The 22,021-nt window shown below is 68.7% G+C and carries 25 protein-coding genes; 10 read left to right on the forward strand and 15 right to left on the reverse strand.

The genetic code is table 11. From position 1 onward, the window contains the following. Positions 1–138: 138 nt before the first annotated feature. Positions 139–1,380, reverse strand: a complete 1,242-nt coding sequence (locus QLH51_RS13895) for a type III PLP-dependent enzyme (protein WP_206429180.1) — start codon at positions 1,378–1,380, stop codon at positions 139–141. 139 nt (positions 1,381–1,519) lie between these two features. On the opposite strand from QLH51_RS13895, the gene QLH51_RS13900 reads away from it, so the two are divergent. Together QLH51_RS13900 and QLH51_RS13905 are read left to right on the forward strand one after the other, a co-directional pair. Then, positions 1,520–2,482, forward strand: a complete 963-nt coding sequence (locus tag QLH51_RS13900) for a threonine ammonia-lyase (protein ID WP_283514623.1) — start codon at positions 1,520–1,522, stop codon at positions 2,480–2,482. After that, positions 2,479–2,646 (forward strand): hypothetical protein, encoded by a 168-nt coding sequence (locus QLH51_RS13905; RefSeq protein WP_164516199.1) that lies wholly within the window; start codon positions 2,479–2,481, stop codon positions 2,644–2,646. Before QLH51_RS13900 ends, QLH51_RS13905 begins: the two co-directional genes overlap by 4 nt. Here QLH51_RS13905 and QLH51_RS13910 read toward each other — a convergent pair whose 3' ends face one another. Together QLH51_RS13910 and QLH51_RS13915 are read right to left on the reverse strand one after the other, a co-directional pair. Next, positions 2,647–2,901 carry a hypothetical protein gene (locus QLH51_RS13910; protein WP_125660375.1) on the reverse strand — a complete coding sequence of 85 codons (255 nt, stop codon included), beginning with the start codon at positions 2,899–2,901 and terminating at the stop codon, positions 2,647–2,649. It abuts the gene before it with no gap. Positions 2,902–3,092: 191 nt separating this feature from the next. Then, positions 3,093–3,749, reverse strand: coding sequence for an alpha/beta hydrolase (locus tag QLH51_RS13915; RefSeq protein ID WP_055784189.1), 657 nt, complete (start codon positions 3,747–3,749; stop codon positions 3,093–3,095). 86 nt (positions 3,750–3,835) lie between these two features. Between QLH51_RS13915 and QLH51_RS13920 the strand changes: the two genes are divergently transcribed. The 3 genes from QLH51_RS13920 to QLH51_RS13930 are packed head-to-tail and all read left to right on the forward strand — an operon-like array spanning position 3,836 to position 6,260. Continuing rightward, positions 3,836–4,840, forward strand: a complete 1,005-nt coding sequence (locus QLH51_RS13920) for a cysteine desulfurase family protein (protein WP_125660376.1) — start codon at positions 3,836–3,838, stop codon at positions 4,838–4,840. Then, positions 4,822–5,937, forward strand: a complete 1,116-nt coding sequence (locus QLH51_RS13925) for a cysteine desulfurase family protein (protein ID WP_206429182.1) — start codon at positions 4,822–4,824, stop codon at positions 5,935–5,937. The genes QLH51_RS13920 and QLH51_RS13925 overlap by 19 nt, the downstream gene beginning before the upstream one ends. Then, positions 5,931–6,260: a 2Fe-2S iron-sulfur cluster-binding protein gene (locus QLH51_RS13930; protein ID WP_125660380.1), complete on the forward strand. Its 330-nt coding sequence runs from the start codon at positions 5,931–5,933 to the stop codon at positions 6,258–6,260. The genes QLH51_RS13925 and QLH51_RS13930 overlap by 7 nt, the downstream gene beginning before the upstream one ends. Here QLH51_RS13930 and QLH51_RS13935 read toward each other — a convergent pair. After that, entirely contained in the window at positions 6,185–6,610 is a 426-nt protein-coding gene (locus tag QLH51_RS13935; RefSeq protein ID WP_125660382.1) for a ribosomal maturation YjgA family protein, read from the reverse strand. The genes QLH51_RS13930 and QLH51_RS13935 overlap by 76 nt on opposite strands. Before the next feature lie 89 nt (positions 6,611–6,699). Here QLH51_RS13935 and QLH51_RS13940 point away from each other — a divergent pair, with 89 nt between their 5' ends. Next, positions 6,700–8,142 (forward strand): ATP-binding protein, encoded by a 1,443-nt coding sequence (locus QLH51_RS13940; protein WP_125660384.1) that lies wholly within the window; start codon positions 6,700–6,702, stop codon positions 8,140–8,142. Between the two features lie 155 nt (positions 8,143–8,297). Here the strand turns inward: QLH51_RS13940 and QLH51_RS13945 are convergent, their stop codons facing one another. From QLH51_RS13945 to serS, 6 genes are all read right to left on the reverse strand, one after another. Further along, positions 8,298–9,680 carry a leucyl aminopeptidase family protein gene (locus QLH51_RS13945; protein WP_125660386.1) on the reverse strand — a complete coding sequence of 461 codons (1,383 nt, stop codon included), beginning with the start codon at positions 9,678–9,680 and terminating at the stop codon, positions 8,298–8,300. Between the two features lie 66 nt (positions 9,681–9,746). Beyond that, entirely contained in the window at positions 9,747–11,075 is a 1,329-nt protein-coding gene (gene rimO, locus QLH51_RS13950; RefSeq protein ID WP_125660388.1) for a 30S ribosomal protein S12 methylthiotransferase RimO, read from the reverse strand. 51 nt (positions 11,076–11,126) lie between these two features. Beyond that, the gene (locus QLH51_RS13955) at positions 11,127–11,471 is read right to left on the reverse strand and encodes a DMT family protein (RefSeq protein WP_125660390.1); all 345 of its coding nucleotides are present in this window, start codon (positions 11,469–11,471) and stop codon (positions 11,127–11,129) included. Continuing rightward, the gene (locus tag QLH51_RS13960) at positions 11,471–12,481 is read right to left on the reverse strand and encodes a potassium channel family protein (RefSeq protein ID WP_125660393.1); all 1,011 of its coding nucleotides are present in this window, start codon (positions 12,479–12,481) and stop codon (positions 11,471–11,473) included. The genes QLH51_RS13955 and QLH51_RS13960 overlap by 1 nt, the downstream gene beginning before the upstream one ends. Next, positions 12,478–13,554: a M23 family metallopeptidase gene (locus tag QLH51_RS13965; protein WP_125660396.1), complete on the reverse strand. Its 1,077-nt coding sequence runs from the start codon at positions 13,552–13,554 to the stop codon at positions 12,478–12,480. The genes QLH51_RS13960 and QLH51_RS13965 overlap by 4 nt, the downstream gene beginning before the upstream one ends. 131 nt (positions 13,555–13,685) lie before the next feature. Further along, entirely contained in the window at positions 13,686–14,963 is a 1,278-nt protein-coding gene (serS, locus tag QLH51_RS13970) for a serine--tRNA ligase (protein ID WP_125660422.1), read from the reverse strand. Positions 14,964–15,057: 94 nt separating this feature from the next. Here serS and QLH51_RS13975 point away from each other — a divergent pair, with 94 nt between their 5' ends. Further along, complete coding sequence (locus QLH51_RS13975; protein ID WP_125660425.1) at positions 15,058–15,489, forward strand: host attachment family protein; 432 nt, start codon at positions 15,058–15,060, stop codon at positions 15,487–15,489. Positions 15,490–15,688: 199 nt separating this feature from the next. Here QLH51_RS13975 and QLH51_RS13980 read toward each other — a convergent pair whose 3' ends face one another. Further along, positions 15,689–16,546: a hypothetical protein gene (locus tag QLH51_RS13980; protein WP_283514624.1), complete on the reverse strand. Its 858-nt coding sequence runs from the start codon at positions 16,544–16,546 to the stop codon at positions 15,689–15,691. 365 nt (positions 16,547–16,911) lie between these two features. Here QLH51_RS13980 and dksA point away from each other — a divergent pair, with 365 nt between their 5' ends. Continuing rightward, on the forward strand, positions 16,912–17,379 hold the full coding sequence (gene dksA / locus QLH51_RS13985; protein ID WP_125660427.1) for an RNA polymerase-binding protein DksA: 468 nt from the start codon (positions 16,912–16,914) through the stop codon (positions 17,377–17,379). A 50-nt stretch (positions 17,380–17,429) separates the two neighbouring features. Here dksA and QLH51_RS13990 read toward each other — a convergent pair whose 3' ends face one another. Beyond that, a complete protein-coding gene (locus QLH51_RS13990) occupies positions 17,430–17,651 on the reverse strand; it encodes a YdcH family protein (protein WP_336620703.1) in 222 nt (73 codons plus the stop codon). Between the two features lie 84 nt (positions 17,652–17,735). Here QLH51_RS13990 and QLH51_RS13995 point away from each other — a divergent pair, with 84 nt between their 5' ends. Together QLH51_RS13995 and QLH51_RS14000 are read left to right on the forward strand one after the other, a co-directional pair. Then, positions 17,736–17,933 carry a YdcH family protein gene (locus tag QLH51_RS13995; protein ID WP_125660433.1) on the forward strand — a complete coding sequence of 66 codons (198 nt, stop codon included), beginning with the start codon at positions 17,736–17,738 and terminating at the stop codon, positions 17,931–17,933. Positions 17,934–18,036: 103 nt separating this feature from the next. Then, on the forward strand, positions 18,037–18,495 hold the full coding sequence (locus QLH51_RS14000; protein WP_125660436.1) for a DUF1465 family protein: 459 nt from the start codon (positions 18,037–18,039) through the stop codon (positions 18,493–18,495). Here the strand turns inward: QLH51_RS14000 and QLH51_RS14005 are convergent. The 3 genes from QLH51_RS14005 to QLH51_RS14015 form a co-directional block, all read right to left on the reverse strand. Then, on the reverse strand, positions 18,490–19,437 hold the full coding sequence (locus QLH51_RS14005; RefSeq protein ID WP_125660439.1) for an NAD(P)H-dependent flavin oxidoreductase: 948 nt from the start codon (positions 19,435–19,437) through the stop codon (positions 18,490–18,492). The two genes, QLH51_RS14000 and QLH51_RS14005, sit on opposite strands and share 6 nt — an antisense overlap. A 228-nt stretch (positions 19,438–19,665) precedes the next feature. After that, the gene (locus QLH51_RS14010; protein ID WP_125660442.1) at positions 19,666–20,997 is read right to left on the reverse strand and encodes an Nramp family divalent metal transporter; all 1,332 of its coding nucleotides are present in this window, start codon (positions 20,995–20,997) and stop codon (positions 19,666–19,668) included. A 1-nt stretch (position 20,998) separates the two neighbouring features. Further along, positions 20,999–22,006 carry a ferritin-like domain-containing protein gene (locus QLH51_RS14015; RefSeq protein WP_125660445.1) on the reverse strand — a complete coding sequence of 336 codons (1,008 nt, stop codon included), beginning with the start codon at positions 22,004–22,006 and terminating at the stop codon, positions 20,999–21,001. Positions 22,007–22,021 lie beyond the last annotated feature (15 nt).

Below are 22,021 nucleotides of genomic sequence, written 5' to 3' on the forward strand. Positions count from 1 at the left end.
AAACCCGGTTTGGCCTCCTGCCACGCACGCGCGAGAGGAGCCGAAGGCGGTCGCATAGCGGCAATGCCATGCGTTGCCCACCCCCGGCCCCTCCCGCGACAAGCGGGAAGGGGGAGGGGAATGCTTAGGATCGAGTGGTTACAGCTTGACGACGTTGTTCGACGCGAACGCCGGTTCCGCTTCGAGTTCGACGTACATCGACTCCATCGGTTCGTCGTCGGTCACGACATTCTCGCCGTTGCCGAAGCCGTTGAACGCGGTGCGCATGGCCGAGCCATAGGCGCCGAGCATCCCGATCTCGAAATAATCGCCGCTGCGGGTATCGGCCGGCAGCGGGAACGGGCCCTGCATCTGGTCGATATCGTCGCAGGTCGGACCCCAGAAGCTGAAGTCCATGTCGCGCGCGTCCGATTCCGGCTGCCGCAGCAGCTGCACCGGATATTTCCAGCCGATATGCGCCGCATCGAACAGCGAGCCATAGGCACCGTCGTTGATGAACAGCTCCGACCCGCGGCGATGTTCGACGCGCACCACGACCGAGGCATATTCGGCGCACAGCGACCGGCCCGGTTCGGCCCACAGCTCGGCCGAATAGCTGATCGGCAGGCTTTCGAACGCGCGATGGATCGTTTCGAAATAGCGCTCCAGCGGCGGCGGGGTCATGCCCGGATAGCGCGACGGGAAGCCGCCGCCGACATCGATCACGTCGACGGTGACGCCCGCGTCGACGATGGCGGCGCGGACGCGCTCCATCGCCCCGGCATAGGCGTCGGGCGACATGGTCTGGCTGCCCACATGGAAGCAGATGCCGAGCGCATCGGCGACCTGGCGGGTCGCGATCAGCAGTTCCCTGGCCTCGGCATGGCCGACGCCGAACTTCGAGCCGAGCGACAGCTTGGCATATTCGGACGACACGCGCAGGCGGACGCACAGCGTCAGGTCGGTCGCACCGTCGGTGGCGCGCACGATCTTGTGCAGTTCGTCCATGCTGTCGAGCGAGAAGGTGCGCACGCCATGGTCGAAATAGGCCTCGGCAATCGCTTCCGGAGCCTTGATCGGGTGCATGAAGTGGCAGGTCGCGTCCGGCAGCGTCGCCTTCACGAGGCGCACTTCGCCGATCGACGCGGTGTCGTAATGGGCGATGCCGTTATCCCACAGGATATGCAGCAGGTCGGGCGACGGATTCGCCTTCACCGCATACATCGAGCGGCCCGGAAACTTCTCTGCGAAGAAGCGGGCGGCGCGCGCTGCGGCGTGCGGGCGAACGAGCGTTACCGGTTCGACCGGTCGGCGCTCTGCAATGTCGATCCCACGCTCGAAGGAGGAGCTACGGGCGATAAAGGGGGCAGCTAGCCCCAGCGCGCTATTGTGCTTGGCCAATTCAAGGGACCTCCAATTGCCTTTCGGCATACGGTGACAAAAGCTGCCTTGCGGTTGGAAGTCCCATGGGGCAGCGGAGGCGCGATCTATGACCCACAAACCTTGATGTAAAGTGCTTGTGCGGCAGAAAGTGCAATTTATGACGATTATGCGACAACCGACCCGCGCCGGGGTGCGCGATGCCGCCGCGAAGATCGCGGAAATCCTGCCGCCATCCCCACTTATGATAAGGGAACTCAACGGGTTGCCGGTCGCTTTGAAGATGGAGTCATTGCAACCGGTCGGCGCGTTCAAGTTGCGCGGGGCATGGCACCGATTGACGGCGTTATGCGACGAATCGCGGGCGCGCGGCATCGTGGCGTTTTCGTCCGGCAACCACGCGCAAGGAGTCGCGTGGGCCGCGAAGCGGCTGGGAATCGCCGCGACGATCGTGATGCCCGCCGATGCCCCGCCGACGAAGCTGGCGGCGACGATGGCGCTGGGCGCTGAGGTGGTTCGCTACGACCGGGCGACCGAGAGCCGCGAGAAGATCGCGGCGCATCTGGCCCATGCGCGCGGCGCGACGCTGGTGCCGAGCTTCGACGATCCGTGGGTCATCGAGGGGCAGGGATCGGCGGGTATCGAGGCGGCGGCGCAGATGGCCGCGGCCGGGTTGCCCGCGCCGGTCAGGGCGATCGTCCCGTGCGGCGGCGGTGGGCTGGCGGCCGGGATCGCACTGGCGCTGCCCGAGGCGGAGGTGGTGACGGTCGAGCCCGAGGGCTGGGACGACATGCGCCGCAGCCTTGAGGCGGGATGGATCGAGCCGGTCGGACCGGACGCGCCGCCGACCGCGTGCGACGCGCTGCGAACGACCCGGGTGGCGGAGCGGACGTTCGACGTGCTGTCGCGGCGTGGCGCAACCGGCGTGGCGGTCAGCGAGGGCGAGATCGCGGCGGCACAGCGCTGGGCGATGCAGCACCTGCGCGCCGTCGTCGAACCCGGCGGCGCAGTCGCGCTGGCAGCGCTACTGTCGAAACGGGTTACGGTCGTGCCGGGTACGCTGGTGCTGGTATCGGGCGGGAACGTCGATGCCACCGCCTATGCGAAGGTGCTGGCGGCATGAACCGGGGACCGGCGGGGACGCTGCTCGCGATCCTGATGGTGGTTGCGATCCTGCTGATCGTGTTCGGCATCCGCATGATCGCGCGTGGCGAACGGCGCAACGGCAGCCTGATGCTGGCGTGCGCCGTCGTCATGATCGGCAATGTCGCGATCTGGACGGTGTGATCAGTTCCCGTCGCGCGTGGAGGTCATCGACGTACCGGCGTTGGCGCGCTGGCGCAGTGCTTCGGCGGTGACGTCGGCGGCGGCACTATCGACCTGCGACCATTCGCTCTGCGTGCGGCAGGTGCGCATCGTCATGATCGATCCGGTCGCGGCATCGCGGCGGCAGATCTTCTTTTCGGCCTTGGGCTTTTCGGGCGTGGCGGGCGGCTGCGGGGCAGGTGCCTGAAGGGCGAGGGCGAGGAGGGCGGTCAGCATGATGAGGTCGTCCGATCGGATGGGATGGAAGCCATCCTATGCCGGTATTGCAATATGGCAAGCTGGATAAAGGGGGGGGGGATAAGCGTGGGCGCGACGCGGCGAAGCCGCGTCGTCGGTCGGCGCGGTTCGCGCCGCCGGCCGGCCCGGCGCGAAGGCGCGGGTCGGCGTAGCGACCCGCGGCGCCGGGCTCACTTGATCGGCGAGTTCGGGTCCAGCCGCATGTCCAGATACTTGTCCACGCTGCCCATCAGTTCGGGCATCTCGTTCTGGAAGAAGTGGTTGGCGCCCGGGATCGTGTCGTGATGGATCGTGATGTGGCGCTGGGTGCGCAGCTTGTCGACCAGCTTCTGCGTGGCGGCCGGCGTCACGACCTCGTCCGCATCGCCCTGGATGATGATGCCCGACGAGGGGCAGGGCGCGAGGAAGGTGAAGTCGTACATGTTGGCCGGCGGCGCGATCGAGATGAAGCCGCGGATTTCCGGGCGGCGCATCAGCAACTGCATGCCGATCCACGCGCCGAAGCTGACGCCCGCGATCCACGTCGTCTGCGCTTCGGGGTGGAAGCTCTGCACCCAGTCGAGCGCCGAGGCGGCGTCGGACAGTTCGCCGACGCCGTTGTCGAACGTGCCCTGGCTCTTGCCCACGCCGCGGAAGTTGAAGCGCAGCGTGGCGAAGCCGCGGCGCTGGAACGTCTTGTAGAGTTCCTGCACGATGCGGTTGTTCATCGTTCCGCCCGACGAGGGATGCGGATGCAGAATCATCGCGACCGGTGCGCGCGGACGCGGTGCGGGAGCGAACCGGCCCTCCAGCCGACCTTCGGGACCGGGGAAGATGACTTCGGGCATGGGACGTCCTGTTATGTTTCGGGCGCGGCGATGGCGCGAATAGGGATCGCGGCTATATAGGGTCAAGCAATCGGAACGGAAGTGTTTTGACGACCCGCATCTATCTGGACCATGCCGCGACGACCCCGATCCGCCCCGAAGCCGCTGCCGCCGTGGCGGAGGGCATGGCGCGCTGGGCCAACCCGTCCAGCCCCCATGCCGAGGGGCGTGCGGCGCGCCGGACGCTGGAGGATGCGCGCGCGCGGATCGCCGCGGCGCTGGGCTGGCATGGCGAGGTGATCCTGACCGGCGGGGCGAGCGAGGCGCTGGCGATCGCGCTGGGCGGTGCCGATGCGGTCGCGACGTGCGTCGAACATGACGCGGTGCTGCGCGTGGCCGGCGCGGACCGCCTGGAGGTCGGAGGCGACGGGCTGGTCGATGTGGCCGCGCTGCCCGGGGGGCGGCGGATCGCGGTGCAGGCGGCGAACAGTGAGACGGGCGTGGTGCAGCCGCTGGACGGCGTCGCGGTCCGTAACGGGGTGCTGGTGGTCGATGCGTCGCAGAGCGCGGGCAAGCTGCCCTTGCCGGACGCCGACCTGATCGTGGTGTCGGCGCACAAGCTGGGCGGGCCGCCGGGGATCGGCGCGTTGCTGGTGCGCGACTTCGCGTCGCTGACCCCGACCGGCGGGCAGGAACAGGGCTATCGCGGCGGGACCGAGAATGTGCCGGCGGCGCTGGGCTTCGCCGCCGCGCTGGAGGCGCCGCGCGACTGGTTCGAACGGGCGGCGGCGTTGCGCGCCGGGCTCGACGCGGCGATCCGGGCGGGCGGGGGCGAAATCGTCGCCGATGCGTCGCCCCGGATCCCGACCATCGCCGCCTATCGCCTGCCGGGACGATCGGCAGCGGCGCAGCTGATGCGGCTGGATTCCGCCGGGTTCGCGGTGTCGGCGGGAAGCGCGTGTTCGTCGGGAACGCTCAAGACCAGCCACGTCCTGTCGGCGATGGGCATGGAGGCGAAGGCGGCGAGCGAGGTGATCCGGGTCAGCTTCGGGTGGACGACGACGGCGCAGGACGTCGATGCCTTTGCCGCGGCATGGAGCGCGATGGCGTGACCTATCTCGACTATCAGGCGACGACCCCGCTGGCCCCCGAAGCATTCGCGGCGATGGTGCCGTGGCTGCGCGACCAGCACGCCAACCCGCATTCGCCGCATCGCGCGGGGCGGCGGGCGAAGGCGGCGGTCGAGGTGGCGCGGGGGCAGGTGCTGGCGGCGCTGGGCGCGCCGGGTGGGCGGCTGTTCTTCACCAGCGGCGCGACCGAGGCGGCGAACTGGGCGATCGCCGGCACGTTCGAACGGCTGTGCGCGTCGCGACCGAAGGTGGTGACGATCGCCACCGAACATGCCTGTGTCCTCGATACCGTACAGGCGCTGGCACGGCGCGGGGCGGAGGTCGTGGTGCTGCCGGTGGGGGCGGACGGGCTGGTCGATCGCGACGCCGCGCGGGCGGCGATCGACGGGCGGACGGCACTCGTCGCGGCGATGCTGGTCAACAACGAGATCGGGGTGGTGCAGCCGATCGCGTGGCTGGGCGAGCTGGCGCGGGCGGCGGGCGCGGTGATGGTCTGCGATGCGGTGCAGGGGTTCGGCCGGGTCGCGCTGCCGGCGGATGCCTGCGACCTGATCGCGGTGTCGGCGCACAAGGTCTATGGTCCCAAGGGCGTCGGTGCCTTGTGGGTCCGCGACGGGGCCGAGCCCGAGGCGATCCTGCATGGCGGGGGGCAGGAGGGCGGCCTGCGGTCGGGGACGCTCAGCCCGGCGCTGTGCGCGGGGTTCGGCGCGGCGGCGGCGTTGCTGGCGCAGGACGATCCCGCGCAGGTCGATCGGCTGTGGCGCGCCGCGTGGGCGGTGCTGGGGGACGATTGGGTGCTGAACGGGGCGGCGGACCCGCGCTGGTACGGCAACCTCAACGTGCGCAGGCCGGGGCTCGACGTCGCGCGGTTGATGAGCGAGTGCCGCGACATCGCCTTTTCGGCCGGCTCCGCCTGTTCGAGCGGGTCGGGGCGCAGCAGCCATGTGCTGCGCGCGATCGGGCTGGACGAGCGGGCGGCGCGGTCATCGATCCGGATCGGGTTCGGACGCTATACGCAGGAGGCGGAACTGGTGGCGGCATTGCAGGCGATCGATGGTGCGGCGCGGGGTCAGTGGTGATCGTTCGCTTCGTCCGTGCCGATGGCCGTATCGAGGAAGCGCGCGGGGCGGCGGGCGACCGGCTGCTCGATCTGGCGCAGGCATACGACCTGCCGCTGGAGGGGACGTGCGGCGGGCAGATGGCGTGTTCGACCTGTCACGTGATCGTCGATCCGGCCGATGCGCCGCGCCTGCCCCCCGCCAGCGAGGACGAGGAGGACATGCTCGATTTCGCCGAGGGTGCGGTGGCGACCAGCCGGCTGGCGTGTCAGATCGTACTGGATGATTCGCTCGACGGGCTGACGGTGCGGGTGCCGCCGGCGGCGCGCGACGCGCGGCGGTAACGCTCGACCAGCAGGACGAGGATCGCGCCGCCGGCATAGGCGACGAAGTCGACGAGGTCGAACCCGCTGCCAAGGATCATCCGCGCCCAGCGGTTCCCGCCGAGGCCGACATGGTCGAGCAGGCGGAGATACTGGCTGCATTCGATCACGACCGCGATACCGAAGGCGACCAGCACCGCCGGAACGACCCGCAGCGTCGTGACTGCCCGCAAGCCGGCATAGACCAGCACCACCGCCAGCGCGTCGCCGACATAGGGCCGGACGATCGCATCGCGTACGAACAACGCGATGGCGAGTTCGATCGCGAGCAGCGCGACCGTCAATAGCGCATAGCCGATGTGGAGCCGCATGATGTCCTCCCTTCGGCGTTGGCATGGCGTGCGACGGACGGTCCTGCAACCGCTTGCCCCGACGCCGCCCCACCGCCTAAAGACCCGCGATGACCGTGAACGTCGATATGGGGACGGACCCGGCGGGCAAGACCGTTCCCCTTGATCTCGAAGAATTGTTGGCGACCCGATTGCTGGTGCAGGGCAATTCGGGGTCGGGAAAATCGCACCTGCTGCGCCGGTTGCTGGAGCGCAGCGCGGGCCATGTCCAGCAGGTGGTGATCGATCCGGAAGGCGATTTCGTGACGCTGGCCGGCGCATACGGCCATGTCGTGATCGAGGCCGCCGACCATAGCGAACGCGAGGTCGCGAAATTCGCGACGCGGGCGCGGGAACACAGGGCATCGGTGGTGCTGAGCCTCGAAGGGCTGGAAGCGGAGGGGCAGATGAAATGCGCCGCCGCGTTCCTCAACGCGCTGTTCGATGCGCCGCGCGAGCACTGGTATCCGGCGCTGGTGGTGGTCGACGAGGCGCAGCTGTTCGCGCCCGCCGGGGGTGGCGAGGTCGTGGAGGAGGTCCGCCGGGCGTCGTTGTCGGCGATGACGAACCTGATGTGTCGTGGGCGCAAGCGCGGGCTTGCCGGGGTGATCGCGACGCAGCGGCTGGCGAAGCTGGCCAAGAACGTCGCGGCGGAAGCATCGAACTTCCTGATGGGGCGGACCTTCCTCGACATCGACATGGCGCGTGCCGCCGACCTGCTGGGGATGGAACGGCGACAGGCGGAGGCGATCCGCGACCTGCAGCGCGGGCATTTCCTTGCGCTCGGACCGGCGGTGTCGCGGCGGCCGCTGTCGATCAAGATCGGGCCGGTGCAGACCTCGGCACGCAGCGGCAGCCCCAAGCTGACCCCGCTGCCGACCGCGCCGGTGGCCGATATCAAGGACCTGTTGCTGGCCCCGGTCGAGGCGATGCTGCCGCTGGGGCCGCCGATCCGCCATGTCGCGCCGCCCGAGGCGGTGGAGGCCGCGATCGCCGCGCCGCCGCGGCCCAACGTCGCGCCCGACCTGCCCGAGCGCTCGGTCGACGAGACCGATACGATCGTCGCCGACGTGCTGCGTGCGCTGGTCGAGGACGAGGGCGAGCAGCAGCGCGCGGCGGCGGTGCTGTACCAGGATTTCGACGTGCGCTGCCGGATGGTCGGGCTGCCGCGCCCGCCGCTGGACCTGCCGGCGTTCACCCGGCGGCTGGCGTGCGCGCGGGCAGGCATCTACGACGCGCCGGACGCGGAATGGGCGCAGGCGCTGGCGATCGCCGACGTGTTGCCCGACGACATGCTGGGCGCGTTCATGCTGATCGCGCGGGCGGCGCGGGAGGGGAAGCCGTGCCCCAGCGACCATGCCATCGCGCGGACCTATGGCACCAGTTCGCTCGGGCGGGTGAAGCGGATGCTGGCCTATATCGAGGGGCGCGAGCTGCTGGTGTGCCGGACCGACCTGGCGGGGAAACGGTCGATCGCGTTGCCGCATCTCGGGTGGACGACCGAGGCGGCGTAATTTCCCGGTAACCGGCCTTTTTGGACCAATCGATCTGGATGGAAACGTCACCCCAGCGAAGGCTGGGGTCTCAAGCGGCTCTTGTCGCGTGCTGTCACCGGGAGATCCCGGCCTTCGCCGGGATGACGTCGGATCAATCGGGGTGAACCACGCTGTCAGGGGCGGCCGTACCGGTCCCGCAACAACCGCCACGCGGCGCGCAGGCCGTACGCTTCGCCGCCCTTCGCCCGGCCCGGCTTCGCGCTGGTCCGCCACGCGAAGGTATCGAGATGCGCCCACACCGTGCCGGGCGTCACGAAGCGGCGCAGGAACAGCGCGGCGGTGACTGCGCCGGCCATGCCGCCTTCGGGGGCGTTGACCATGTCGGCGATGTCGGATTTCAGCATGTCGTCGTAACCCTCCCACAGCGGCATCCGCCACAACGGGTCGCCCTCCGCCGCCCCGGCCGCCAGTAGGTCGGCGGCGAGGGCTTCGTCGTTAGCGAAGGTCGCGGGCAGGTCGGGACCCAGCGCCACGCGCGCGGCACCGGTCAGCGTCGCGAAGTCGATCAGCAGCTCGGGCGTCTCCTCGCACGCCCGGGTCAGGGCGTCGCCAAGGACGAGGCGTCCTTCGGCATCGGTATTGGTGTTCTCGACCGTCAGCCCCTTGCGGCTGTTCAGTACGTCGCCGGGGCGGAAGCTGTCGCCCGACACGCTGTTCTCGACCGCGGGGATCAGCAGGTGGAGACGGACGGGAAGGTGGGCCTCCATCACCAGCCCGGCGAGCGCGAGCGCGTGGGCCGCGCCGCCCATGTCCTTCTTCATCAGCCGCATGCCGGCCGACGGCTTGATGTCGAGCCCGCCGCTGTCGAAGCACACGCCCTTGCCGACCAGCGCGACCTTCGGATGCGCGGGGTTGCCCCAGACCAGTTCGATCAGGCGTGGTTCGCGACCCCTGGCCGCCGCCTTTCCGACCGCATGGATCATCGGATAGCCGGTTTCGAGCTCGCGGCCCTGCGTGACGGTGACGGTCGCGCCATGGGCGTCGGCGAGCGTGCGGACCTCGGCGGCGAGTTCGGCGGGGCCGAGATCGGCGGCGGCGGTGTTGACCAGATCGCGGACGCGGGCGGTCGCGGCGGCCTGACGCAGCGCTTCGTCGATCCGCGCGGGTTCGCTCGACAACAGGATGCGGGCGCCGTCGTCCTCCTCCCTGCGGTAGCGGGTGAAGCGATATTGCGCGGTGGCCCAGCCGAGCTTCGCCGCGCCGGGGGTGCCGGTAGCGAGGCGATAGGTGCCGGGCGGGAGCTGGCCGGGCAGGTGGGCGAGGCACCATGGCGACAGGGTCGCGGTATCGGCGACGACGGTGACGACCGACCAGTCGTCAGGCTGTTCGCCGGGGAGGGTCGCGGTCTTGCCGGGCTTGGGACTCAGGCGTTGGGCGTTCGCGGCGGCGCGGTTGCGGGGCGGCTGGCTCGCGAGCCACGCGTCGAAGCCGGCGGGGTCGATCAGGTGGATGGTGCGGGCGGCCTGTCCGCGGTCTGCGGTGATCGTCGGGGTCATGGGGTGATGTAGGAGCGGGCGTCGGCCGAGCGCAACCCAATCCTCCCCGCGGAGCAGGGAGAATTTCTAGAGGGGCACGCCGTACAGGTCGTGTTCGTCGGCGTCTTCGACCTCGACCTTCACGATGTCGCCCTGCGCCAGATGGCCGGCGTCGCGCAGGAACACCTCACCGTCGATGCCCGGCGCGTCGGCCATGCTGCGGCCGGTCGCGCCGCCTTCGTCGCCGACCTCGTCGATGATGACGTCGATCGTCCGGCCGATCTTGGCAGCGAGCTTGGCGGCGGAGATCGCGGCGGTGCGCTCCATGATCCGGGCGTAGCGTTCTTCCTTCACCGCCTCCGGCACCGGGTCGGGCAGCGCGTTGGCGGCGGCGCCCTCGACGGGCTCGAACCGGAACGCACCGACGCGGTCGAGCTGCGCCTCGTCCAGCCAGTCGAGCAGATACTGGAAGTCGGCCTCGGTTTCGCCCGGAAACCCGACGACGAACGACGACCGGATCGCGATGTCCGGGCAGATTTCACGCCAGCCGCGCAGGCGTTCGAGCACCTTGGCGTCGTTCGCAGGACGTTTCATCGCCCTGAGGACGCTCGGCGAGGCATGCTGGAACGGGATGTCGAGATAGGGCAGCACCAGCCCCTCCGCCATCAGCGGGATGACGCTGTCGACATGCGGGTAGGGATAGACATAGTGCAGCCGCACCCATGGCGCGATCCGGCCCAGTTCGCGGGCGAGATCGGTCATGTGCGGCACGACCTCGCGCCCCTTCCACGCACGGGGTTCGCGGCGGATGTCGATGCCATAGGCCGAGGTGTCCTGGCTGATGACCAGCAGTTCCCTGGTTCCCGCCGCGACCAGCTTCTCCGCCTCGCGCAGGATCGCGTCGGGGCGGCGGCTGGACAGGTCGCCGCGGATCGACGGGATGATGCAGAAGGAGCAGCGGTGGTTGCAGCCTTCCGAAATCTTCAGATAGCTGTAGTGGCGCGGCGTCAGCTTCAGCCCGCTTTCGGGGACCAAATCGACGAAGGGCGAGGGGATCGGCGGCGCGGCCTCGTGTACCGCCTCGACGACCTGTTCGTACTGGTGCGCTCCGGTGACGGCGAGGACCTGCGGGAAGCGGGCGCGGATCGTGTCCGCTTCCTGCCCCATGCAGCCGGTGACGATGACACGGCCATTCTCGGCGATCGCCTCGCCGATCGCTTCGAGCGATTCTTCCTTGGCGGAATCGAGGAAGCCGCAGGTGTTGACCAGCACGACGTCCGCCCCGGCATAGTCCGGCGACATCTGGTAGCCGTCGCTGCGCAGCTTCGTCAGGATGCGTTCGCTGTCGACCAGGTTCTTGGGACAGCCGAGCGAAACCATCCCGACACGGGGGGGCGAAGGAAGTCGAGTTGCCATGATCGCTGGCGACATAGCGATTCCGGCGAAAAATGATAGGGGCAGCGGAACCTATTGCCGGAACAGGAAGAACGCGCCGCCCGCGATCAGGGTGAAGCCGATCATGTGGTTCACCGTGATCTTCTGCCCCAGATACGCGACCGAGAAGATCGCGAAGACGGTCAGCGTGATGACCTCCTGCATCCCCTTCAACTGCGCCGCCGAATAGACCTGCGACCCGATCCGGTTGGCGGGCACCGCGAGGCAATATTCGAAGAAGGCGATGCCCCAGCTGACGAGGATCACGAAGAATAGGGGCGCGCCCTTGTGCTTCAGATGGCCGTACCATGCGAAGGTCATGAAGATGTTGGAGGCGATCAGCATCAGGATCGGCCACAGGCGGGCGGCATCGGGCATCAGCGGGTCACCACTTCGACGATCGTGTCGCCGGGTTGCAGGTTGCGGGCTTCGGGACTGTCGAAGGTGATCTTGCCGCCTTGGCGATAGACGCGCAGGCCAAGGCCGGTGGTGATCGCCGACAGGGGCTGGCCGACTTCGTGCGGCGCGACCGGGCGTTCGGCAAGCGCCACCGATCCGTCGATCGAGGCGAGGTCGAGGATATAGTCGGAAATATGCGGCCCGCGGCACGATCCGGCGAGCAGCAGTCCGGCGAAGCTGACCGGGTTGATGACCGTCGTCGCCCCGGCGGCGCGCGCGGGAAATTCATTGTCCTCCGCCTTCACGATCACGCTGATCGTCAGATCGGGGGCGAGGTGGCGGGCGGTGAGGGTCACCAGTATCGACGTGTCGTCGCGCCCGGTCGCGACAATCAGCGCGCGCGCTTTCGGGATGCACACGTCGTTCAGCGTCGCGTCGCGGGTGGCATCGGCCTGCAACACGATGCAGCCGAGCTTCTGCGCGGCCTCGACATTGGCTTGCGCGGGGTCGATCACGACGATGCGGCGGGGCTCCTCGCCACGCGCGATCAGTTCGTCGACCGCCTCAGACCCGGTCTTGCCGAAGCCGGCGACGACGATGTGCCCGCTCAGTTTGTCCTGCAACAGCGCCATGCGCCAACGCTCCCAGCTTCGCCTGAGCACGAACTGATAGGTCGTGCCGATGAACAGCAGCACGACGAACACCCGGATCGGCGTAACGATCAACGCATCGAAAAGTCGCGCGCGTTCGGTGACCGGGGCGATATCGCCATAGCCGGTCGTCGTGATCGAGATCATCGTGAAGTAGATGACGTCGGCAAAGCTGACCTTGCCGTCGTAATTGTCGCGCAGTCCTTCGCGGTCGAACCAGTGGACCGCCACCGCGATGCCGACCAATGTCAGCACCGCGACGACGCGCCACAGGATCGACGCCCAGACCGGCAGCGGCGACGATTGCCGCAGGATCGCGCGCCGGTCGGGCGGCCTCATCGCCGCGGCAACCGGGCGAGGGGATCGACCGGCGTGCGGCCCGAGCGCATCTCGAAATGCACCAGCGGACGGTCGGCAAAGCCCGATTCGCCCGATAGCGCGATCTTCTGCCCCTGCTTAACCGCCTGTCCGCGCTGGACCAGCAACTGGCTGGCATGGCCGTAGACGGTGGTGATGCCGCCGCCATGGCGCACGATCACGACGCCGCCCAGACCGGGGACGCCGGTGCCGACATAGGCGACGGTGCCGTCGGCGGCCGCGCCGATCGCCGTTCCGTCCGGCACGGCGATCTTGATGCCGTCGTTGCGTTCGCCGCTGGCGCCCGCGCCGAAGCGCTTGAACAGGCGGCCGTCGACCGGCCATGCGAAGGCTCCGGGCGTCATGGCCGGCGCGGCGATGGCGGCGGTGGACGGGAGGACGCGGCGCGGCGAGGCGACGGCGACCGCCGGGCGTTCGTTCGGCCTGATCGCCGGTTCGCCGCCGGTCAGGATGTCGTCGATGTCGAGCCGGAATGCCGCCGCCCGCTCGGCTGCCGACCGCGGTGCCGCGTCGCCGGGGATAAGGATACGCTGCCCGGTGCGCAGGATATAGGGTTCGGAGAGCGCATTGGCCGACACGATCCGCGACCAGTCGACACCGTAGGCGCGGGCGATGGCGATACCGGTCTCGCCCTCGCGCACGCCGTGATAGCGGCCGCCGGGAATGGTCAGCCGCTGCCCGGCGCGGATGGTGAAGGGGGCGGGCAGGTTGTTGGCGCGGGCGATCGCTTCCGATCCGGCACCGGTCGCGCTGGCGATGCCGCGCAGCGTGTCGCCGGCGCGGACGGTATAGACGCCCTGCGCCACCGTCCGCGCATCGGCGGTCGCGCGGCGTGCTTCCCAGGCCGGCGGTGCGGAGGGGAGGGCGGTGACGCCGTCACCCTGCGGCGTGGTCGCGGGCGGGGTGCCGGGCGCGGCGACCGGCGGCGCCTGTGGCACGGACGGGGCGGGGTCGTAGCCGGGCGACGACGGGATGCAGCCGCTGGCCGACCCCATGACGATCAGCGCCACCGCGCCCCGCTTTGCGAACCCCATCGCTGCCCCCCTTGCACCCTGTCCCCGAACACGACCTTAGGGTCCGGACCCATGACTGCCAATGGTCATGACCGTTGTCCGTCATGAGTGCGACCCCGACCCTGACCATCCCGGTCGTATCCGGAAAGCCGTCAGCCGGCGGGCGTCAGCACTTCCTGTCCGACATAGCGACGCAGCACCTCCGGCACGACGACCGAGCCGTCGGCCTGCTGGTAATTCTCCAGCACCGCGACCAGCGTGCGGCCGACCGCCAGCCCCGAACCGTTGAGGGTATGGACGAAGCGCGTCGCCTTCTCCCCCTCCGGCCGGTAGCGCGCGTTCATCCGGCGCGCCTGGAAATCGGTGCAGGTCGAACAGCTCGAAATCTCGCGATAGCGCTGCTGCCCCGGCAGCCAGACTTCGAGGTCGTAGGTGCGCGCCGCCGAAAAGCCCATGTCGCCGGTGCACAGCTTCATCCGGCGGAACGGCAGGACGAGGCGGTTGAGGATATCCTCCGCCGCCTGCGTCATGCGTTCATGCTCGGCATCCGACTGGTCGGGGGTGGTGATCGACACCATTTCCGCCTTTTCGAACTGGTGCTGGCGGATGAAGCCGCGCGTGTCGCGGCCGGCCGCGCCGGCTTCGGAGCGGAAGCACATGGTCAGCGCGGTGAAGCGCAGCGGCAGTTCGCGCTCGGCGAGGATTTCACCCGCCACGATGTTGGTCAGCGAGACCTCGGCGGTCGGGATCAGCCAGTGGTCGCCGGTGGTCCGGAACAGGTCCTCGGCGAATTTCGGCAGCTGGCCGGTGCCGTACAGCGCCTCGCCGCGCACCAGCACCGGGGGCACGACCTCTTCATAGCCGTGAATGCCGGTCAGCGTGTCGAGCATGAACTGGCCCAGCGCACGGTGCAGCCGGGCCGCGGCACCGCGCACCAGCGTGAAGCGCGCACCCGACAGCTTGACCCCGGTTTCGAAGTCGAGCCCGATCGCCGGGCCGATCGCGTCATGCTCGCGCACCTCGAAGCCGAAGGCGGTCGGATCGCCGACGGTCTTTTCGACGACGTTCTCGTCCTCACCCGCCCCTTGCGGCACGTCGGCGAGCGGCAGGTTGGGGATGGTCGACAGCGTGTCGGCCAGTTCGGTGCCGAGCGCCGCTTCGTGCACCTCGACTTCGGGCATCCGTTCCTTGAGCGCGGCGACCTCTGCCATCAAGGCGGCGGCGGTTTCCTCGTCGCGCTTCGCCTTGGCCGCGCCGATCGCCTTCGACGCTTCGTTGCGGCGCGCCTGTCCGGTCTGGATCTCGGTCTGCAGCGCGCGGCGGCGTTCGTCGAGGGCGGCGATCGCGGCGGCGCGCGGCTCCACGCCGCGGCGGGCAAGGGCGGCGTCGAAGGCGGCGGGATCGTCGCGGATCAGGCGGATATCGTGCATGGCCGGGCTATGGCGAGCCGTTCGGAGCCATGCAAGCCGCAACCGCCCCGCCCGCCGATGCGTTGGTCCGTCCACATGCTTTGAGGAGAGTGAGATGCGGATACCCCATGACGCCTGCGTACTGGTAGCCGATGGTCGCAAGATGCTGTTCTTCCGCAACGAAGGCGACGCGAACACGCCGAACCTGATCGTCGAGGACCAGCACCAGCAGGCCAACCCGGCCGACCGCCATCAAAAGACCGATGCGGCGGGACAGGCGTCGTCGACCACCGGCGGCACGATGGGCGAGACCGATTACCACCAGCAGGCCGAGGACCGGTTCGCCGCCGAAGCCGCCGAGCTGCTGCGCAAGCGGGCATTGGCCAACGACTTCGAATCGCTGATCGTCGTCGCCCCGCCCAAGACGCTGGGCGAGATGCGCAAACATTACCACAAGGCGGTCAGCGACAAGCTGACGGGCGAACTGGACAAGGACCTGACCGGTCATCCGGTCGATCAGATCGAGAAGCTGATCTCCGCAGCCTGACGCGCGACGGGCCGCGCGGTTGCCCGCGCGGCCCGGTGTGGTTCGGTTCGGAGCGGGTCGGCAAACGAGCGCCGACAACCGGGCCTGCTATCCTGCCGCATACGTCATCCCGGCGAAGGCTGGGATCTCACGGTGAAAGCACGGGATGGGAGCCGCTCGAGGCCCCAGCCTTCGCCGGGGCGACGTGCGTGGCGTTGGGTCACGCTGCTGCCGCCGCTTTCCGCGAGAAACGCTTGCGCAGCACCAGCGCCGCCGCGGCGCCACCGAACAGCAGCAGCATCGGCGGGGCCGGCACCGGCGTCGGAGGGCCGGGCGGATGGGGCGGATGGGGTGGATCGGGCGGCGGGTAGCCGTTCGACGACGAGGAGGTCGACGTCGACGAGGCCGACGAGGTCGATGCGCTGGTCGAGGCCGACGACGCCGACGAGGTGCTGGTCGACACGTTGCCGCTCGACGAGGTAGACGTCGACACGTTGCCACTGGACGACGTGGAGACGTTGCCACTGGACGAGGTCGAGACGTTGCCGCTGCTCCCGCCCGATGCGGACGAGGTGCTGCTGGTGCTCGACACACCGCCGGTGCTGGTCGACGACCCGCCGGCCGAGGTCGAGGTCGAACCGCTGGTGCTCGACGTCGACGAGACGACGATGCCACTCGACCCGCCCGATCCGCTGCCGCCGCCGAAGAACCCGCCGGCGAAGAACCCGCCGCCGATGCCGCCGCCGCCGGTCCCGCCGACCAGCACCGGGCCGGGGCCGAAGCCGCCACCCGACAATACCGGCATTTCCGCACCGGCAAAGGCCGGGGGCAGGGGAACGGGGGCCGCCTGGCTGGCGACGGTCACCACGGTCGGCGCGCACACCGTCTTGGTCCGGGTCACGATCCGCTTCACGACACGGCGCGGCGCCGGACGGGCGGCCACGCGCTTGGTGATGACGCGCTTGGTGATCGCGCGCTTCGTGATCTCACGGTTCTGCGACGATTCGGCGACGTGCACCGCACCCCCGCCGATCACCGCACCCCCGCAGGCACATGCGCACAGTTTCGCCAATGCCATCTTCACCGACATGCAGCACCACTCTTCCCAAAAGAACCCTGTACCCCCGGCTGGATGCCGCGTTCGGGTTCGTTATGCCGCACCAAGGCGAAAGAAACCGTAAAGTTCAAGCCGTGGCACGCCAATATCGCGGTCATATCGGTGAAATATGCGGGGCGCTACAAGGTCGGCACGGTTAACGTACCGTAAAGGGACGAAATCGGATACTGTCCAAATCCTGCCGAACCACCCTGTCCTCCGGGTACTTCGTCCTTTGTTCCGCGGCGCTTGTGAAGCTGCCCCCTGCCCGATATAGGCGCGCGGACAAAAGAGAGGGCGATTCTGCGCCGAAGAGGTGCGGGGACGTTCCGGGGTGGAGAATGGGGATGGCTACGGTTTTGAGCGACACGACACAACCTCTCGACATGCCACCGCCGCCGGCGAACGACGATGGCACCGGATATCGTCCCCAAGCGGACGAACCGTTCATGAACCCCCGCCAGCAGGCCTATTTCCGGGCCAAGCTGCTGGCATGGAAGGAAGCGATCCATCGCGAGGCGCAGGATACGCTGACGCATCTGCAGAACGAATCGCTGCGCGAGGCGGACCTGACCGATCGCGCGTCGAGCGAGACCGACTTCTCGATCGAACTGCGCACCCGCGATCGCCAGCGCAAGCTGATCTCCAAGATCGAGGCGGCGATCCGCCGGATCGATGAAGGCGAATATGGCTATTGCGAAGTGACCGGGGAGCCGATCGCACTGGGTCGCCTGGAAGCGCGACCGATCGCGACGATGACCGTCGAGGCGCAGAGCCGGCACGAGCGGCAGGAAAAGGTGTCGCGCGAGGATTGATCCTCGCCGCGCGACCGGTGCGCGGGGCCGATCGACCCCGCGCGCTGGCGTTACAGGGCGGTCATTTCCTGTTTCACCATAAGCTTGCGTTTCTTGAGCGAGGACAGCAGCGAGTGGTCGGGCGAGGGCCGCTGCGTTTCGGCCGCGATCTGGCGGTCGAGCGTGGCATGTTTCGCTTCGAGGGCGTTGAGGTGGGCAGACTGCATCGTTGCATCCTCCTGCTTGGCTGTTGGGGGAATGAGTAGAACACAGCAGTCGCGAATTGTCGCCATGGCTGGCGGGTTTTTCGATACGACGTGCGAAAATCGCCGACGGGCCGTTGCCAGCGCTCCGTCCCCAAGCGAGAGTGCCCGCCCATGGACGAATCGGATCTCGAACAGCGGCTGGGCGTGCTCAGGATCGAGCATCGCGACCTGGACGACGCCATCGCGGCGTTGACGTCGACGGCGCAGGCCGACCAGTTGCAGATCGCCCGGCTGAAGCGTCGCAAGCTGCGCCTGCGCGACGAGATCGCGGCGGTCGAGGATCAGTTGATCCCCGATATCATCGCCTGAGCACAGGCGGCGGTCCCAGATCGTCGCGTTGAGGGACGAATGAGAGAGGGGGGTGTTGAACGCCCTCTTTCGTCCCATCCGGTCGCGTGGCAACACAGCACCCATGGAAACACGCGGCACCGCAGCCGATGCCCGCCGCCGGCTGATCGATTCGCTTTATGTCGAGGCGATGGTGCTGGCGGACGAGGCGCGCGCCTATTTCAACGAGGACAGCGGGGGCGATCGCGCCGCGCTCGACCCGATGACGCGGGTCATATTGTCGTGCGAGTCGCTGAAGATCACGACCCGGCTGATGCACGTCATCGCATGGCTGCTGACGCAGAAGGCCGTCGACGCGGGCGAGATCGCGTCGACGCTGGCCGATGATCCGCTGCGGTCGCTGGCGACGGCGCCGGTGAGCGAGGACGCGGTGGTGGCGACGATGCCGCCGGGCACGCGCGCGCTGATCCGCGGCAGCATCGACCTGTATCGTCGGGCCGAGCGGATCGAACGATCGCGCTACGATCCTCCCGCCGCCAGCCCGGCGCGCGCGATGTTCGAACGCCTTGCGATGCAGCTATAGCGACAGGCGGTTGCGGGCGGCCTGATATTCCTGCGCCATCCGCGCGATGCGATCGGCGGCGGGCAGCACGGCATCGACCGCGCCGATGCCCTGGCCGGCGCCCCAGATGTCCTTCCACGCCTTGGCCCCCGCACCGAAATTCATGGCCGAGGCGTCGCTGTCGGGCAGCTTGTCGGGATCGAGCCCGGCGGCGACGATCGACCCGCGCAGGTAATTGCCGTGCACCCCGGTGAACAGGTTGCTGTAGACGATGTCGTCGGCGCGGCCATCGACCACCGCCTGCTTGTACGCGGCCACGGCGTTGGCTTCGGCCGTCGCGATGAAGGGGGAGCCGACATAGGCGAGGTCGGCCCCCGCCGCCTGCGCCGCCAGCACCGCGCCGCCATTGGCGATCGCCCCCGACAGCGCGAGCGGACCGTCGAACCACTGGCGCACCTCCTGCACGAAGGCGAAGGGGTTCAGCCGCCCGGCATGGCCGCCGGCGCCGGTGCAGACGAGGATCAGGCCATCAGCGCCCTTTTCCACCGCCTTGTGCGCGAAGCGATCGTCGATGACGTCGTGCAGCGTGATGCCGCCCCAGCCATGGACGGCGGTGTTCAGGTCCTCGCGCGCACCCAGCGACGTGATGACGATCGGCACCTTCCACCTCGCGCAGGTGGCGAGATCGGCCTCCAGCCGGTCGTTCGAGCGGTGGACGATCTGGTTGACCGCGAAGGGCGCGGCGGGGCGGTCGGGATGGGCGCGATCGTGCGCGGCCAGTTCCTCCGTAATGCGGTGCAGCCATTCGTCGAGCTCGGCCTGCGGCCGGGCGTTCAGCGCCGGAAACGAGCCGACGATCCCGGCCTTGCACTGGGCGATGACCAGGTCGGGGCCGGAGATGATGAACAGCGGCGATCCGATGACCGGAAGCGTCAGCGTGTCGAACAGGGGAGGAAGCGCCATATGAGTTTCATAGCGCAACCGTAATGGCTGTCCAGTGGCGAAAGTTGGCGAAGTTGGCGGTACGGTATGTTCGACGGCGGGTGGAGTGTATTGTTTTACAGGACATTGCAGGGAAATGTGCGCGCGGAAGTTGGCACGGTATGGATTTTTGTCTTCGGGTTCGCGTCGGTTCGATCGACCGGCCGAACATGCACGATCCGGCGAAGTAGGAAAGCGCCCTGTGCCCGATCAGCCGGTCGCGACCTGATACAGCAGCACCGAGTTGAGCACGATCACCGCAGCACAGATCGTCCACGCCGCCAGCGCCAGGACCGGCCGGTTGGCGAAGTCGCCCATCTTGCCCCGGTCACCGGTGAAGCGGACCAGCGGATAGACCGCGAAGGGCAGCTGGAGGCTCAGCACGACCTGGCTGCCGATCAGCAACTGTGCGGTGCCGCTTTCGCCGTAGATGCTGGCGACGACGACCGCGGGAATGATCGCCAGTAACCGCGTAACGATCCGCCGTAGCCACGCGGGCAGGCGGATGTTGAGGAACCCCTCCATCACGATCTGCCCGGCAAGCGTTCCGGTGATCGTCGAATTCTGTCCCGACGCCAGCAGCGCGACGGCGAACAGGATGCTGGCGGCCCCCGCGCCCAGCATCGGGGTCAGCAGCTGGTACGCGTCCTGTATCTCCGCGACGTCGGTGCGCCCGGCGGTATGGAAGGTCGCCGCCGCGAGGATCAGGATCGACCCGTTGATGAACAGCGCCAGCATCAGCGCGACCGAACTGTCGATAGTCGCCATCGTCACCGCCTCGCGCCGCCCCTCCGGCGTGCGGTCGAAGCTGCGGGTCTGCACGATCGAGGAGTGGAGGTAGAGATTGTGCGGCATGACCGTCGCACCGAGAATGCCGATCGCGATGTAGAGCATCGCCGGATTGGTCACGATCTCCGTCCGCGGGATCAGCCCGTTCGCAATGGCAGCGAGCGAGGGCTGCGCCAGGAACAGCTCGACCGCGAAGCAGCCCGCGATCACGATCAGCAGCGCGACGATGAACGCCTCGAGCTTGCGGAAGCCATATTGCTGGAGCAGCAGGATCAGCATCACGTCGACGGCGGTGATGCACACGCCCCAGACCAGCGGGATGCCGAACAGCAGTTGCAGCGCGATCGCAGTGCCGATCACCTCGGCCAGGTCGCAGGCGATGATCGCCAGCTCGCACAACACCCACAACACCCAGCGAACCGGCTTGGGGTAATATTCGCGGCACGCCTGTGCAAGGTCGAGCCCGGTGACGATGCCGAGCTTGGCCGACAGCGATTGCAGCACCATCGCCATGATGTTCGACAGCAGGATGACCGACAGCAGCGTATAGCCGAACGCCGACCCGCCGGCGATGTCGGTCGCCCAGTTGCCCGGGTCCATATAGCCGACCGCGACGAGATAACCCGGACCGGCGAATGCGCCCAGCTTGCGCCAGAACTGCCCCGCCCCGGCCGGGACCGGCACGGTGCGGAACGATCCCGGCAGGCTGGGCCGCCGGTCGGGAAGATCGGCGGCGCTGGGCGGCGGGGCCATGTTAGGCGGCGGTGCTCGTCTTCAACGGTCCGTTGACACCCGCGGGGAAGAACCCGCCGGCGCTGACCGAGGCGCGCGTCAGATAGTGCACGTTCAGCACCTGCGCCGGCGCGCGGTTGAAGGTCAGTCCGCTGCCGTCGGTCGGCACGATGTTCGACGCGTTGTTGACCGGCTTCACGCCCTGATCGATGTCGGTTGCCCCCTCCAGCGAGTCGCGCGCGGTCGACAGTGCCTCGGTCGCGTCGAGGATCGCCGGGGTGGCGATGCCCTTGCGGTACAGGACCGAACGGATGAGGCCGGCATGATAGGCCTTGGCCGCCTGCATCCCCGACAAGGCGTCGAGGAACGCCGCCCCGGTCAGCGACGCGGCGATCCCGCGATAGGCGGTGACCGCGACGTCGGCGAACACGAACGCGCCGAGCATCACCCGTTCGTCGCTCTCGTACACATCATAGGTAGCGGCGGCGGTGGTGATGAGCCCGGCGGCGCGCGCAAGGTTCGAAAATGCGCTGGTCGCCGTGACGCCGAGATCGATCGCCGGCTGGGCGATGACGGTCGAACCGATCACGCCGCGCAGGAACGCGACATGGGTGCGGGTGTCGGCGGCGAGTTCGCGGGCATATTGCGCGACGACCGGATCGGTGAAGACGCGCGCGCGCCCGCCGGTCGCGGCCCCCGGCGTGCCGGTCCCGGTCAGCAGGTCGGCGGACAGGCCGGCACCGGTGGTGACGACGCTGAAATACTGCGCCTCGAGATACGCCAGGTTCAGCGCGAAGTTCAGGATGTCGGCGTTGCTGACCGGCGAGGGCGTCGGCGTGGGGGTGGTCGACGCGGTCGGCGTCGGGGTGGGCGTCGGCGCGGGGTTGCTGTCGTTGCCGCCGCATGCGGCGAGCAACGACGCGCCGGCAACGGCGGCGGACACGCTGCCAGCGGTGCGCAGGAAATCGCGACGGTGGCTGCGACGGGTGTCGTCGGCCTCGGGCGCGGACAGGATCGGATCGTTGGTCATCTGGGTCGCTCCCGA

Source organism: Sphingomonas sp. 2R-10 (genome assembly GCF_030062225.1).
Lineage (GTDB): Bacteria > Pseudomonadota > Alphaproteobacteria > Sphingomonadales > Sphingomonadaceae > Sphingomonas.

Coding starts and splice junctions, on each gene's coding strand:
- QLH51_RS13900 (WP_283514623.1), top strand. CDS start 1,520: ATGACGATTATGCGACAACCGACCCGCGCCGGGGTGCGCGATGCCGCC.
- QLH51_RS13905 (WP_164516199.1), top strand. CDS start 2,479: ATGAACCGGGGACCGGCGGGGACGCTGCTCGCGATCCTGATGGTGGTT.
- QLH51_RS13910 (WP_125660375.1), bottom strand. CDS start 2,901: ATGCTGACCGCCCTCCTCGCCCTCGCCCTTCAGGCACCTGCCCCGCAG.
- QLH51_RS13915 (WP_055784189.1), bottom strand. CDS start 3,749: ATGCCCGAAGTCATCTTCCCCGGTCCCGAAGGTCGGCTGGAGGGCCGG.
- QLH51_RS13925 (WP_206429182.1), top strand. CDS start 4,822: ATGGAGCGCGATGGCGTGACCTATCTCGACTATCAGGCGACGACCCCG.
- QLH51_RS13935 (WP_125660382.1), bottom strand. CDS start 6,610: ATGCGGCTCCACATCGGCTATGCGCTATTGACGGTCGCGCTGCTCGCG.
- QLH51_RS13940 (WP_125660384.1), top strand. CDS start 6,700: ATGACCGTGAACGTCGATATGGGGACGGACCCGGCGGGCAAGACCGTT.
- QLH51_RS13945 (WP_125660386.1), bottom strand. CDS start 9,680: ATGACCCCGACGATCACCGCAGACCGCGGACAGGCCGCCCGCACCATC.
- rimO (WP_125660388.1), bottom strand. CDS start 11,075: ATGGCAACTCGACTTCCTTCGCCCCCCCGTGTCGGGATGGTTTCGCTC.
- QLH51_RS13955 (WP_125660390.1), bottom strand. CDS start 11,471: ATGCCCGATGCCGCCCGCCTGTGGCCGATCCTGATGCTGATCGCCTCC.
- QLH51_RS13960 (WP_125660393.1), bottom strand. CDS start 12,481: ATGAGGCCGCCCGACCGGCGCGCGATCCTGCGGCAATCGTCGCCGCTG.
- QLH51_RS13965 (WP_125660396.1), bottom strand. CDS start 13,554: ATGGGGTTCGCAAAGCGGGGCGCGGTGGCGCTGATCGTCATGGGGTCG.
- serS (WP_125660422.1), bottom strand. CDS start 14,963: ATGCACGATATCCGCCTGATCCGCGACGATCCCGCCGCCTTCGACGCC.
- QLH51_RS13975 (WP_125660425.1), top strand. CDS start 15,058: ATGCGGATACCCCATGACGCCTGCGTACTGGTAGCCGATGGTCGCAAG.
- QLH51_RS13980 (WP_283514624.1), bottom strand. CDS start 16,546: ATGGCATTGGCGAAACTGTGCGCATGTGCCTGCGGGGGTGCGGTGATC.
- dksA (WP_125660427.1), top strand. CDS start 16,912: ATGGCTACGGTTTTGAGCGACACGACACAACCTCTCGACATGCCACCG.
- QLH51_RS13990 (WP_336620703.1), bottom strand. CDS start 17,651: ATGGCGACAATTCGCGACTGCTGTGTTCTACTCATTCCCCCAACAGCC.
- QLH51_RS13995 (WP_125660433.1), top strand. CDS start 17,736: ATGGACGAATCGGATCTCGAACAGCGGCTGGGCGTGCTCAGGATCGAG.
- QLH51_RS14000 (WP_125660436.1), top strand. CDS start 18,037: ATGGAAACACGCGGCACCGCAGCCGATGCCCGCCGCCGGCTGATCGAT.
- QLH51_RS14005 (WP_125660439.1), bottom strand. CDS start 19,437: ATGGCGCTTCCTCCCCTGTTCGACACGCTGACGCTTCCGGTCATCGGA.
- QLH51_RS14010 (WP_125660442.1), bottom strand. CDS start 20,997: ATGGCCCCGCCGCCCAGCGCCGCCGATCTTCCCGACCGGCGGCCCAGC.
- QLH51_RS14015 (WP_125660445.1), bottom strand. CDS start 22,006: ATGACCAACGATCCGATCCTGTCCGCGCCCGAGGCCGACGACACCCGT.